Source organism: Streptomyces spectabilis, assembly GCF_008704795.1.
GTDB lineage: Bacteria > Actinomycetota > Actinomycetes > Streptomycetales > Streptomycetaceae > Streptomyces > Streptomyces spectabilis.
Genome location: NZ_CP023690.1, coordinates 1,120,045 through 1,135,112, shown reverse-complemented (window position 1 = coordinate 1,135,112; position 15,068 = coordinate 1,120,045). Strand labels below are relative to the sequence as shown.

Genomic DNA, 15,068 nt, shown 5'->3' with positions numbered 1-15,068 from the left:
TACGGACTCTCACCCATAAAGGGGTAGCAAGCACATGTCGACCGACGACAAGGTCCTCGACTACCTGAAGCGCCTGACCGCGGACCTGAGGCAGACCAAGCAACGGCTCCGCGAAGTCGAGGAGAAGGACAGCGAGCCGATCGCGATCGTCGGCATGAGTTGCCGCTTCCCCGGCGGTGTCGAGTCGCCGGACGACCTGTGGCGGCTCGTCGAGTCCGGTACGGACGCGGTGTCCGGGTTCCCGGTGGACCGGGGCTGGGACGCGGCGTCGCTGTACGACGCGGACCCTGACCGCTCGGGCACCACCTACGCCCGTGAGGGCGGATTCCTGCACGACGCGATGAAGTTCGACGCGGACTTCTTCGGGATCTCGCCGCGTGAGGCGTTGGCGATGGACCCGCAGCAGCGGCTGCTCCTGGAGACCTCGTGGGAGGTGTTCGAGCGGGCGGGCATCGACCCGAACGCGCTGCGCGGCAGTCGGTCGGGTGTGTTCGTCGGTACGAACGGCCAGGACTACGCGGCCTTGTTGATGGCCGCCCAGGAGGCCGTCGAGGGGTACGCGGGCACCGGCATATCGGCGAGTGTCATCTCCGGCCGTCTGTCGTACACGTTCGGCTTCGAAGGTCCTGCGGTGACGGTGGACACGGCGTGTTCGTCGTCGCTGGTGGCGCTGCACTTGGCGGTACAGGCGCTGCGGTCGGGCGAGTGCGAGCTGGCGTTGGCGGGTGGCGTGACGGTGATGTCGACTCCGGGCGCGTTCATCGAGTTCAGCCGTCAGCGGGGGCTGGCCCCCGATGGCCGGTGCAAGGCGTTCTCCGATGGTGCTGATGGCACGGGTTGGGGTGAGGGCGTCGGCATGCTGCTGGTGGAGCGCCTTTCCGACGCGCAGCGCAATGGCCATCAGGTGTTGGCTGTCGTACGTGGGTCCGCGGTGAATCAGGATGGTGCGTCCAATGGTCTGACGGCGCCGAACGGTCCCTCGCAGCAGCGGGTGATTCGCCAGGCCCTGGCGAGTGGGGGTCTGACCGCGTCCGATGTGGATGTGGTGGAAGCACACGGTACGGGTACGACGCTGGGTGATCCGATCGAGGCGCAGGCGTTGCTTGCCGCGTACGGGCAGGACCGGCCGGGTGATCGGCCGTTGTGGCTGGGGTCGGTGAAGTCGAACATCGGTCATACGCAGGCCGCCGCCGGTGTCGCCGGTGTCATCAAGATGGTGATGGCGATGCGGCACGGTGTGCTGCCGCGCACGCTGCACGTGGACGAGCCGTCGACGCACGTGGACTGGTCGGCCGGTGCGGTGGAGTTGTTGACGGAGTCTCGGCCGTGGCCGGAGACCGGGCGTGTGCGGCGGGCGGGTGTGTCGTCGTTCGGTGTGAGTGGTACCAACGCCCACACCATCATCGAGCAGGCCCCGGAGGCGGAAGAGCCCACTCCTGCGGCGGCGTCCGTGCCGGTCCGCGGTGTGATGCCGTGGGTGCTGTCGGCCCGGAACGCGGACGCCCTGCGGGAACAGGCCGAGCGGCTCCTCTCGGGTGCGATGGGCCTTGACCCTGCGGACGTCGGCTACTCGCTGGCTACGACGAGGGCGGCCTTCGACCACAAAGCCGTCGTGATGGGCGATGACCGCGCGGCGCTCCTCGACGGTCTGACCGCGGTAGCCGAGGGCAGGCAGTCAGCGGCTGTCCATGCGGGTTCTGCCGTCGCCGGGCTGTTGGGCTTCTTGTTCTCGGGTCAGGGGTCGCAGCGGCTTGGCATGGGCCGTGAACTGGCCTCCCGTTTCCCGGTGTTCGCCGACGCGCTGGACGAGACGCTGGGTGAGTTCGACCCTGGCGTGCGTGAGGTGTTGTTCGGTGAGGATGCCGATGCGCTGAATGAGACGGGGGTGACGCAGCCCGCGCTGTTCGCGGTGGAGGTCGCGCTGTTCCGCCTCCTGGAGTCGTGGGGCATCCGCCCCGACCTACTGGCGGGACACTCGATCGGCGAGTTAGCTGCCGCGCATGTGGCGGGTGTGTGGTCGCTGGCGGATGCGGTGAAGGTGGTGTCGGCGCGTGCCGGGCTGATGCAGGCGCTGCCTGCGGGCGGTGCGATGGTGGCGATTCAGGGGAGCGAGGCGGAGGTCGCTTCGGATCTGCCGGGCACGGTGGGCATCGCGGCGGTGAACGGGCCGTCTGCGGTTGTTGTTTCGGGTGTTGCTGCTGATGCGGAGGCGTTCGGGGAGCGGTGGCGTGAGGCGGGCCGCAAGGTCACCAAGCTGAAGGTGAGCCACGCCTTCCACTCGCCGCTGATGGACCCGATGCTGGACGACTTCCGCCGCGTGCTGGAGGAGGTGTCGTACGGGTCGCCCGCGATCCCGATCGTGTCGACGTTGACGGGTCGGGTGACGAGTGCCGAGGAGTTGGCGTCGCCCGAGTACTGGGTGCGGCATGTGCGGGAGTCGGTACGGTTCGCCGATGCGGTGGGCACGCTCATGGCTGAAGGTGTGGCCACGTTCGTGGAGGTGGGTCCGGGCGGGACGCTGTCGGCGCTCGGCCAGGAGTCGGCGCCCGACGCCGGGTTCGTGCCGGTGCTGCGCGGTGATCGGCCTGAGGAGCCCGCGCTGGTAGCCGCAGTTGCGCAGCTGTGCACGCGGGGCGTACGGGTGGACTGGGAAGCCTTCTTCGCTGGTCAGGGCGTGCGTCGGGTGGAGTTGCCGACGTATGCGTTTCAGCGTGAGCGGTTCTGGCTGGATGTGGTGCCGTTGGTGGGTGATGTGTCGGCGGCTGGGCTGGGTGTTGCGGAGCATCCGCTGTTGGGTGCGAGCGTTGCTTTGGCGGGTACGGATGGTGTGTTGCTGACGGGCCGGTTGTCGGTTCAGTCGCATCCGTGGCTGGCTGATCATGAGGTTTTGGGTTCGGTGGTGTTGCCGGGTTCGGCGTTTGTGGAGCTGGCGGTGCGGGCGGGGATCAGGTCGGGTGTGACCTGGTGGAGGAGCTGACCCTTGAGGTGCCTCTCGTCCTGCCCGAGGGTGGTGCGGTGCGGGTGCAGGTGTGGGTAGGGGCCGAGGATCCTTCCGGTCGGCGTGAGTTGAGTTTCTACTCGAGTGCGGGTGACGTTGACGAGGGGCGTGTGTGGACGCTGCATGCCACCGGTGTGCTGGGTGAGGGGGGACGTTCGGACGGGGTTTCGCTGGTCGCGTGGCCGCCTCCTGGCGCGGAGGTGGTGGACCTTGAGGGGTTCTACGACCGTGCTGACTTCGTGTATGGCCCGGTGTTCCGGGGGTTGCGGGCTGCTTGGCGTACGGGTGATGAGGTGTTCGCTGAGGTCGTTCTGCCAGAGGGTGTGCAGGCGGAGGGCTTCGGGCTGCATCCGGCGCTGCTCGATGCGGCGCTGCACGCGGTGGCTGTGGGGGACGCCGACGATGACACTGGCCGGTTGCCGGTTTCGTGGTCGGGTGTGCGGTTGCACGCTTCGGGTGCGACGGTGCTGCGGGTGCGGCTGTCTCCCACGGGTTCGGATGCGGTGTCGCTGACCGTGGCTGACGGGGCCGGTGCGCCGGTCGCGAGTGTTGACTCGGTGGTACTGGGCCCGGTGTCGTCGCAGATGCTGCCCCGACAGGACCGGGATTCACTGTTCGGCGTTGACTGGCTGCCGGTTCCCGTGGCTGACGGCGCTGCTCCTGGGGTTGAGTGGTCCGATCTGGAGAGGCTGGGGCCGGCGCAGGATGGGGAGTTGTCGGACTTCGTCGTTCTGTCCTGCCCGGTTACTTCTGCTTCGGATCCGGTGAATGGCGCGCGTGAGGCGGCGTGTTGGGCGCTTGCCGCGGTGCAGATTTGGCTGGCTGATGAGCGGTTTGAGGGGGCGCGTCTGGTTGTGGTGACCAGGGGTGCGATCGCCACCACATCTGACGAAGGTGTGGGGGACCTTGCACAGGCTGCGGTGTGGGGTCTGGTGCGGTCGGCTCAGTCGGAGAACCCCGACCGGATCGTGCTGGTGGACCTGGACGAGGAGGTGGCTTCGGTCGATGTGCTGCCTTCGGTTCTGGCAAGTGGGGAGCCGCAGTTGGCGGTGCGTTCGGGTGTGGCTTGTGCTCCGCGTCTGGTTCGGGCGCGGCAGTCGGTGGTGGATGACCCTGGCTTCGGCGCGGGTGCCGTACTGATCACGGGTGCGACGGGAACGTTGGGTGGTCTGGTGGCCCGGCATCTGGTCGCCGAGCGCGGGGTCCGGAGTCTGCTCCTGGTGAGCAGGCGCGGTGCCGAGGCCGAAGGCGCTGCGGAGCTGCGGGACGAGTTGACCGCCCAGGGCGCGGAGGTCGTGTTCGCGGCGTGCGATGTGGCCGACCGCGAGGCGGTGGCGGCCCTCCTGGCCGAGCACCCTGTGACCGCCGTTGTGCACACGGCAGGCGTACTGGACGACGGGGTGATCGGTTCGCTCACGCCGGAGCGGATCGGCACCGTCTTCCGGCCGAAGGTCGACGCGGCGTGGCATCTGCATGAGCTGACCGCCGACCTGGACCTGTCGGCGTTCGTCCTGTTCTCCTCCGCCGCCGGTGTACTCGGGGGTCCTGGCCAGGGCAACTACGCGGCTGCCAACGCCTTCCTGGACGCGCTTGCCCAGCATCGCCAGGCCGCTGGCCTGCCCGCGACCTCGCTGGCATGGGGCCTGTGGGCCGAAGCCGGGGGCATGGCCGGCAGCGTCGACGACGCGGACGTGCGGCGGATGGCCAGGGGCGGAGTGATGCCGCTCGGCGTGGCCGAAGGCCTTGCGCTCCTCGACGCGGCGGGTTCCACGGGCCGTGCGCTGATGGCTCCGGTGCCTCTGGACCTCCCGGCGCTGCACCGGCAGGCCCGCTCCCAGCCGGTGCCTCACCTGCTGCGCGGTCTCGTACGCGGCACGGCGCGCAGGACCGCCGAGTCCGGCTCCGTCGCTGGGTCCGCCCTCGCGCAGTCCCTGGCAGGCCTGACCGCTGCTGAGCGGGAGAAGGCGCTCCTTGACCTCGTACTGGAGCATGTGGCCTTGGTTCTCGGCCACGGCTCTGCCCAGGCCGTCGCGCCCGACCGCGCCTTCAAGGAGCTCGGCTTCGACTCGCTCAGCTCCGTCGAACTGCGCAACCGCCTCGGTGCGGCAACGGAGTTGAGCCTGCCAGCCACGCTGGTCTTCGACTACCCGACCCCTGCCGCCCTTGCGGCACACCTGGGTGCCGAACTGCTGGGCAAGGTGCTCGACGTCGTGGTCGGCGGACCCGACGCGCCGGGCGCGACCGATGAGCCGATCGCGATCGTCGCGATGAGCTGCCGTTTCCCGGGCGGGGTCGAGTCGCCGGAGGACCTGTGGCGCCTGATCGCCGACGGCGGCGACGCGGTGTCGGAGCTCCCGGCCGACCGTGGCTGGGACCTGGAGGCGCTGTACGACCCGGACCCCGAAAGCGTGGGTACGTCGTACTCCCGCAGGGGCGCCTTCCTCGACCGCGTGGCGGACTTCGACGCGGGCTTCTTCGGGATCTCGCCGCGCGAGGCGTTGGCGATGGACCCGCAGCAGCGGCTGCTCCTGGAAACTTCCTGGGAGGCCTTCGAGCGGGCGGGCATCGACCCGAACGCGCTGCGCGGCAGTCGGTCGGGTGTGTTCGTCGGTACGAACGGCCAGGACTACGCGGCCTTGTTGATGGCCGCTCGCGAGAGCGTCGAGGGGTACGCGGGCACCGGCATATCGGCGAGTGTCATCTCTGGTCGTCTGTCGTACACGTTCGGTTTTGAGGGTCCTGCGGTGACGGTGGACACGGCGTGTTCGTCGTCGCTGGTGGCGCTGCATCTGGCGGTGCAGGCGCTGCGGTCGGGCGAGTGCGAGCTGGCGTTGGTCGGCGGTGTGACGGTGATGTCCACGCCGGGCGCGTTCATCGAGTTCAGCCGCCAGCGGGGCCTGGCCCCCGATGGCCGGTGCAAGGCGTTCTCCGACGGTGCGGACGGCACTGGTTGGGGTGAGGGCGTCGGCATGCTGGTCGTGGAGCGGCTGTCCGATGCCCAGCGCAATGGTCACCAAGTGCTGGCTGTCGTACGGGGTTCGGCGGTGAATCAGGACGGTGCGTCGAACGGTCTGACGGCGCCGAACGGTCCCTCGCAGCAGCGCGTGATCCGTCAGGCCCTGGCGAGTGCGGGCCTGGAGCCGTCCGATGTGGACGCCGTCGAGGCCCATGGCACGGGTACGAAGCTGGGCGATCCGATCGAGGCGCAGGCACTCCTGGCTACGTACGGCCAGGATCGTCCGGCCGACCGGCCGTTGTGGCTGGGTTCGGTGAAGTCGAACATCGGTCACACGCAGGCCGCCGCCGGTGTCGCTGGTGTGATCAAGATGGTGATGGCGATGCGGCACGGTGTGCTGCCGCGCACGCTGCACGCGGACGAGCCCTCGTCGCATGTGGACTGGTCCGCCGGAGCGGTGGAGTTGCTTACGGGTGAGCGTGAGTGGCCTGTGGTGGACCGGCCGTGGCGGGCGGGTGTGTCGTCGTTCGGGTTCAGCGGGACGAACGCACACGCTGTGATCGAGCAGGCCCCGGTCGTGGAGCAGGCTGATGCGCCGGAGTCGTTGCCGGTTGGCGCGGTTGTGCCGTGGGTGTTGTCGGCGCGTGACTCCGAGGCGCTGCGGGAGCAGGCCGCGCGGCTCCGGTCCTTTGTGGAGGAGTCTGCGGATCTGCCGGTGGCGGACGTAGGTCGTTCGCTGGTGTTCTCGCGGACGATGCTGGAGCACCGTGCGGTGGTGGTCGGCGCTGACCGCGCCGAGCTGGTGGCAGCCCTGACGGCGGTGGCCGAGGGGCGGACGGCTGGCGTGGGTCATGAGCCCGGCCGGGTGGGTTTCCTGTTCTCGGGTCAGGGGTCGCAGCGGCTCGGCATGGGGCGTGAACTGGCCGACCGATTCCCGGTGTTCGCCGAGGCGCTGGACCGTGTATTGGCGGAGTTCGGTCCTGAGGTCCGTGAGGTGCTGTTCGGCGAGGACGCCGATGCGCTGAATGAGACGGGGGTGACGCAGCCCGCGTTGTTCGCGGTGGAGGTGGCGCTGTTCCGTCTCCTGGAGTCGTGGGGTGTACGGCCGGACGTGCTGGCGGGTCACTCGATCGGTGAGTTGGCTGCCGCGTACGTGGCGGGTCTGTGGTCCTTGGCCGACGCCGTGAAGGTGGTGTCGGCGCGTGCCGGGCTGATGCAGGCGCTGCCGCAGGGCGGTGCGATGGTCGCGATCCAGGCGACGGAAGCCGAAGTCGTGGACCTGCCCGAGACGGTGGGCATCGCGGCGGTCAACGGCCCCTCCTCGGTAGTCATCTCCGGTGCTGCCGCTGATGTGGAAGCGGTGGGCGAGCGGTGGCGTGCGGCGGGCCGTAAGGTCGCCAGGCTGAAGGTGAGCCACGCGTTCCACTCGCCGTTGATGGACCCGATGCTGGACGACTTCCGGGCCGTCCTGGAGGAGGTGTCGTACGCGGCTCCTGCGATTCCGATCGTGTCGACGTTGACGGGTCGGGTGGCGAGTGCCGAGGAGTTGGCGTCGCCGGAGTACTGGGTGCGTCACGTACGGGAGTCCGTACGGTTCGCTGACGCCGTCCGCACGTTGGGCGAGGACGGTGTCGGTACGTTCGTCGAGGTCGGCCCGGGCGGCACGCTGTCGGCTCTCGGGCGGGAGTGCGCGCCGGAGGCGGCCTTCGTGCCGGTCCTGCGTGGCGACCGTCCGGAGGAGTCCGCGCTGGTCACCGCGGTGGCGCAGCTCTGCGCGCGGGGCGTGCGCGTGGACTGGGAGGTGTTCTTCGCAGGTCGTGGTGGTCGTCGGGTGGACTTGCCGACGTACGCGTTCCAGCGCGAGCGCTACTGGCTGGACGCGTTGCCGTTGGCAGGCGATGTGTCGGCGGCCGGGCTGGGTGCGGCGGAGCATCCGCTGTTGGGCGCGAGTGTCGGCCTTGCGGGCACGGATGGTGTGCTGTTGACGGGCCGGTTGTCGGTCCAGACGCACCCGTGGCTGGCCGAGTATGTGGTCCAGGGCTCGGTGGTGTTGCCGGGTTCGGCGTTCGTGGAGCTGGCGGTGCGGGCCGGGGATCAGGTCGGGTGTGACCTGGTGGAGGAGCTGACCCTTGAGGCACCTCTCGTCCTGCCCGAGAGCGGTGCGGTACGCGTGCAGGTGTGGGTAGGCGCCGAGGACTCCTCCGGTCGGCGTGAGTTGAGTTTCTACTCCAGCGCGGGCGAGGTCGATGAAGGGCGCGTGTGGACCCGGCATGCCACCGGCGTGCTGAGCGAGGGACAGCGTGTCGGCGGGACCTCCCTGGTCGCGTGGCCGCCCGCCGGGGCGGAGGTCGTGGACCTGGATGGGTTCTACGAGGGCATGGCTGAGGGCGGTTTCAGCTACGGCCCGGTGTTCCAGGGGCTGCGGGCTGCTTGGCGTACGGGTGATGAGGTGTTCGCCGAGGTCGTACTGCCGGAGGAGGTGAAGGCGGAGGGCTTCGGTCTGCACCCGGCGCTGCTCGATGCGGCGATGCATGCGATGGGGCTGATGGGTGAGGCCGAGGGGCCGGGCCGGTTGCCGTTCTCGTGGTCGGGCGTGCGGTTGCACGCTTCGGGTGCGACGGTGCTGCGGGTGCGGCTGGCGCCCACGAGCGCGGACGGGGTGTCGCTGGCCGTCGCCGACGGGACCGGTGCCCCGGTCGCCACAGTCGACTCGCTGGTCCTGCGTCCGGCCGCGCCCGACCAGATCGCGCGGGACGAGCGGAACGACGCGCTGTTCGGCGTCGACTGGGTGCCGATGGTCCTGCCCGACGGAGACGTCCCGACGACTCACTGGTCCGACCTGGAGACGCTGGCACAGCATGCCGAGCCGTCGGACTTCGTCGTTCTGCCCTGCCCGGTCACCTCTGCTTCGGATCCGGTGAATGGCGCGCGTGAGGCGGCGTACTGGACGCTGAACGCGGTGCGGGCCTGGCTGGCCGAGGAGCGGCCCCACGCGGCGCGCCTGGCCGTCGTGACGCGGCGCGCGGTCGCGGTCGCCGACGACGAGGGCGTGCGGAACCTCGCCCACGCCGCCGTCTGGGGCCTGGTGCGGTCCGCCCAGTCGGAGAACCCCGACCGGATCGTGCTGGTCGACCTCGACGACGAGGCAGCCTCCCTGGAAGCCCTGCCTTCCGCGCTGGCCACCGGAGAGCCCCAGCTCGCGGTGCGCTCCGGCGAGGCCCTCATGCCTCGCCTGACCAGGACGACGCAGCCCACGACGGACCACCCCGGCTTCGGCGCGGGCACCGTACTCCTCACCGGCCCGACAGGCCCCCTGGGCAGCCTGGTCGCCCGACACCTGGTCACCGAGCGCGGCGTACGGAACCTGCTCCTGGTCAGCAGGCACGAAGCCGACGCCGAGGGCGCCGCGCAGCTACGTGACGAACTCGCCGCGCAGGGCGCGGAGGTCGTACTCGCGGCATGCGACACGGCCGACCGCGAAGCACTGGCGGCCCTCCTGGCCGCGCACCAGGTCTCCGCCGTCGTGCACACCGCCGGTGAACTCGACGACGGCACGATCGGCTCGCTGACGCCCGAGCGGATCGACACCGTGTTCCGGCCGAAGGTCGACGCGGCGTGGCATCTGCACGAGCTGACCGCCGACCTGGACCTGTCGGCGTTCGTCCTCTTCTCGTCCGCCACCGGACTCTTCGGGGCTCCGGGGCAGGGCACCTACGCGGCGGCGAACACCTTCCTGGACGCGCTCGCCCAGCACCGCCGGGCCGCCGGACTGCCCGCGACCTCACTGGCATGGGGCCCGTGGACAGCGGAGGACGGCCTGCGCGAGAGCCGCGGCGACGCCGACGTACGGCCGGTGGTGAGCGGTGCGATCCCGCTCGGCCCGGCCGAGGGGCTCGCGCTGTTCGACGCGGCGGGCTCCGCCGGGCGTGCGCTCATCGCGCCGGTGCCGCTGGACCTCCAGGCTCTGCGTCGGCAGGCGCGCTCCCACCCCGTGCCCCACCTGCTGCGCGGTCTCGTACGCGGCACGGCACGCAGGACGGCGGCGGCCGCGGCCGCTCGGTCCGCCCTCGCGCGGTCCCTCGCGGGCCTGACCGAGGCCGAACGAGGCAAGGCGCTCCTCGACCTCGTGCTCGGCCACGTCGCCGCCGTGCTCGGGCACGGCTCGGCCCAGGGCATCGAGCCCGACCGCGCCTTCAAGGAGCTCGGCTTCGACTCGTTGACCGCGGTCGAGTTCCGGGACCGGCTCAACGCGGCCACCGAACTGCGGCTGCCCGCCACGCTCGTCTTCGACCATCCGACCCCGGCCGCGCTCGTGGCGTTCATCGGCGCCGAGCTGGCGGGCGCGCCCGTCGCGGCGGTGTCCGCCCGCGCGGCCGCGGACGTCACCGACGAGCCGATCGCGATCGTCGGCATGAGCTGCCGCTACCCCGGCGGGGTGAACTCGCCCGAGGACCTGTGGCGGCTCGTCCTGGACGGTGTCGACGCCATCACCGAGTTCCCCGGCAACCGAGGGTGGGACCTGGACGCGCTGTACGACCCGGACCCCGATCACCTGGGCACCACGTACACCCGCGAGGGCGGATTCCTCCACGACGTCGATGAGTTCGACGCGGCGTTCTTCGGGATCTCGCCGCGTGAGGCCCTCGCGATGGACCCGCAGCAGCGGCTGCTCCTGGAAACCTCCTGGGAGGCCTTCGAGCGGGCCGGGATCGATCCTGACTCGGTGCGGGGGCGCGACGTCGGCGTGTTCGCCGGCACCAGCATCCAGGACTACGTCACAGCTCTCGTGGCGAGCGGGGAGAGCGTCGAAGGGTACGTCGGCACGGGCAACGCGGCGAGCGTCATGGCCGGTCGGCTGTCCTACACCTTCGGCCTCGAAGGGCCCGCGGTGACGGTCGACACCGCGTGCTCCTCGTCGCTCGTGGCACTGCACCTGGCCGCGCAGGCGCTGCGCCAGGGAGAGTGCGAGATGGCCCTTGCGGGCGGCGTGGCGGTGATGTCGACGCCGGGCGCGTTCCTGGACTTCAGCCGCCAGCGCGGTCTGTCCGCCGACGGACGGTGCAAGCCGTTCTCGTCGGACGCGGACGGCACCGGCTGGGGCGAAGGCGTCGGGATGCTCGTCCTGGAGCGGCTCTCCGACGCCCGGCGCAACGGCCACCAAGTGCTGGCTGTCGTACGTGGGTCCGCGGTGAACCAGGACGGTGCGTCGAACGGTCTGACGGCGCCGAACGGTCCGTCGCAGCAGCGGGTCATCCGGCAGGCCCTGGCGAGCGCGGGCCTCACCTCGTCCGACGTGGACGCCATGGAGGCCCACGGGACCGGCACGATGCTGGGCGACCCGATCGAGGCCCAGGCGATCCTCGCCACCTACGGCCAGGACCGGGCCGAGGACCGGCCGCTGTGGCTGGGCTCGCTGAAGTCGAACATCGGCCACACCCAGGCCGCGGCCGGGGTCGGCGGCATCATCAAGATGGTCATGGCGATGCGCCACGGCGTACTCCCGAGGTCACTGCACATCGCCGAGCCGACGCCGCAGGTCGACTGGTCGACCGGTGACGTCGAACTCCTCACCGAGGCCCGGCCCTGGCCGGACGCCGCCCGGCCGCGCCGGTTCGGGGTGTCGTCGTTCGGCTTCAGCGGCACCAACGCGCACGCCGTCATCGAGCAGGCACCGGTCACGGAGACCACCGCGCCGAAGACGGCCGCGATGCCCGTGCCGGACGCGACGGTGATACCCGCGCCTGACACGTCCGCGCTCCCCCTGCTGCTGTCGGGGCGCGGCGACGAAGCGCTGCGGGCGCAGGCCGACCGGCTGCGCGCCCACCTGGTGGCGCACCCCGAGCTGAACCCCCTCGACGTCGCCGCGACACTCGCGGGTGCCCGGGCCGCCCTCGACCACCGCGCGGTCGTCGTCGGGCAGGACCGCGAAGGACTGCTCACGGCCCTCCAGGCGCTCGCCGACGGGCGGACCGCGAGCGGTCTGGTCTCCGGCGTCGCCGCGGGGCACCGCCTCGCGTTCCTGTTCTCGGGCCAGGGGTCGCAGCGCCTCGGCATGGGACGTGAACTGGCCGACCGCTTCCCGGTGTTCGCCGAATCGCTGGACCGCGTACTGGCGGAGTTCGGCCCTGAGGTCCGTGAGGTGCTGCTCGGCGACGACGCCGACGCCGACGCGCTGAACCAGACCGGGGTGACGCAGCCCGCGCTGTTCGCGGTGGAGGTGGCGCTGTTCCGTCTCCTGGAGTCGTGGGGCGTACGCCCGGACGTGCTGGCGGGTCATTCGATCGGCGAGTTGGCCGCCGCGCATGTTGCGGGTGTGTGGTCGCTGGCGGATGCGGTGAAGGTGGTGTCGGCGCGTGCCGGGCTGATGCAGGCGCTGCCCGAAGGCGGTGCGATGGTCGCGGTGCAAGCCACCGAGGCCGAGGTCCTGCCGGAGTTGTCCGGCACCGTGGGCATCGCCGCGGTGAACGGCCCGACGTCGGTGGTCGTCTCCGGAGTCGCCGCCGATGTGGAGGCGGTGGCGGAGCGGTGGCGCGCGGCGGGGCGCAAGGTCACCCGGCTGCGGGTGAGCCACGCCTTCCACTCGCCGCTCATGGAGCCGATGCTCGACGACTTCCGCCGCGTACTGGACGACGTGGACTTCCGGGCGCCGGCCCTTCCGATCGTGTCCACGCTGACGGGCGGTCAGGCCTCCGCCGCGGAACTGGGCTCCGTGGAGTACTGGGTGCGCCACGTGCGGGAGTCCGTGCGGTTCGCCGACGCCGTCGGCACGCTGCGGGCCCAGGGGGCGGACGTGTTCCTGGAGATCGGTCCCGGCGGGGTGCTCACCGCGCTCGGCCAGGAGACCGCGGCCGAGGCCGCGTTCGTACCGGCGCTGCGCGGCGACCGGTCCGAGGCGGTCGAACTGGTGACGGCGGCGGGCAGGCTGCACGTGCTCGGATTCGCCGTCGACTGGGCCGGGCTGACCGCCGACGGCACGCACGTCGACCTGCCCACCTACGCCTTCCGGCGCCGGCGGTTCTGGCCGGCCCCGGCCGCGGTCGCGCCGGGTGACGTCAGCGGTTCCGTGGACTCGCGCTTCTGGGCCGCCGTGGCGGACGGCGACCTCGGCGAGCTGGCGGACGAGCTCGCCGTCTCCCTCGACGACCCGATCGGCGAGGTGCTGCCCCGGCTCACCTCGTGGCGCCGGGAACAGGCCGAGAACTCCGCGGTCGACGGGATGCGCTACCGCGTCGCCTGGCGGCCGGTGGGCGAGCCCACCTCGGCGCTCGCGGGCACCTGGCTCGTGGTCAGCCGGGACGGAGCGGGTGAGGAAGCCGTCGCCGCCGCGCTGAGCGGGCACGGCGCGAAGGTGCTGCCGGTCAGGACCGGCGATGCCGTGGACCGCGCCTCCCTTGCCGCCAGGACGGCGACCGGCGAACCCGTCACGGGCGTCCTCTCGCTGTTCGCGCTCGACCCCGCACTGCCGTCCGGCGGTCTGGCCGCGACCCTCGCCCTCGTCCAGGCCCTCGGCGACACCGGCGTCACCGCGCCCCTGTGGTGCGCGACGCGGGGCGGGGTCGCGACCGGCGGCTCCGACACGTCCATCGACCCCGGCCAGGCGATGGTGTGGGGGCTCGGCAGGGTAGTCGGCCTTGAGCACCCCGAGCGCTGGGGCGGCCTGGTCGACCTGCCCGACACGCTGGACGAGCGCACCGGCGCCCGCCTCGCGGGCGTCCTGTCCGGCGAACCGGGAGAGGACCAGGTCGCCCTGCGCGCGGGCGGCGTGCTCGCCCGGAGGATCACACGGGCGGCCGCGGGCCGGGTCGAGGACTGGGCGCCCACCGGCACGGTCCTCGTCACCGGCGGCACCGGCGCGCTGGGGACGCACATCGCCAAGTGGCTGATCTCGAAGGGCGCCGAGCACCTGTTGCTGACCAGCAGGCGCGGGCCCAAGGCCGCCGGTGCCGAGGAGCTGCGCGCGGAGCTGACCGCCCTCGGCGCCCGCGTCACGATCGCCGCGTGCGACGTCGCCGACCGGGACGCGCTGGCGGACCTGCTGGCCTCGGTGCCCGCCGAGTTCCCGCTCACCGCCGTCGTGCACGCCGCGGGCGTCCTGGACGACGGCGTGCTGTCCGCGCTCACCCCGGACCGCCTCGACGCGGTACTGCGGCCCAAGGTCGACGCCGCGGTCAACCTGGACGAACTGACCCGGGGGCACGAGCTGTCGGCGTTCGTGATGTTCTCCTCGACGTCCGGCGCGCTCGGCGGCCCCGGCCAGGCCAACTACGCGGCCGCCAACACCTTCCTGGAGGCGCTCGCGGACCGGCGGGCGGCGGCGGGCCTGCCGGCCACCGCGGTCGCGTGGGGCCCGTGGGGCGGCGGCGGCATGGCCGAGGGGCCGCTCGGCGACCAGCTGCGCCGCCGCGGCATGCCCCCGATGGCGCCCGAACAGGCGATCGCCGCCCTGGACCGGGCCGTCCGCCAGGGCGACCCGACGGCCATGGTGGCGGACATCGACTGGGATGTCTTCGCCCCGGGCTTCACGTCGGTGCGGCCGAGCCCGCTGCTGCGGGAGCTGTACGGCGGGGACCGCGACCGGGCCGCCGCGGAGGCGGCGCCCGTCGACACGGCGGCCAGGCTCACCGCGCTGACCGGGCCCGAGCGCGAACGCGCCGTACTGGACCTGGTGCGGGAGCAGGCGGCCGCCGTCCTCGGCCACGACGGCACCAAGCTGGTCGAGCCCGGCCGGGCGTTCCAGGAGCTGGGCTTCGACTCGCTCACCGCGGTCGAGTTCCGCAACCTCCTCAACTCCCACACCGGCCTCGGCCTGCCCGCGACGCTCATCTTCGACCACCCCACGCCGTCCGCACTCGCCGCGCACGTGCTCGACGCGCTGCCCGGCGGCGGCACGCCGACCATCGACGCCGAGCTGGACCGCCTCGAATCCGCACTGTCCCTCCTGACGCCGGACGACCAGCAGAACGCCGCCGTCAGTGCCCGACTCCGCGCGCTGCTGTCCATGTGGGACGAAGCGCACACCCGCACGGAACCCGCCGAGTCCGCCACGGACGCGCGTACTGCCACGGCGGACGAGCTGCTCTCGCTGCTCGACGAACAACTCGGTAGGTCCTGAGC

At 71.7% G+C, this 15,068-nt stretch carries 1 pseudogene; it reads left to right on the top strand.

Annotated features, from left to right (window positions below):
- The first annotated feature begins 64 nt into the window (after positions 1-64).
- Positions 65-15,066: pseudogene (locus tag CP982_RS04465) on the top strand (type I polyketide synthase).
- Positions 15,067-15,068: the final 2 nt, after the last annotated feature.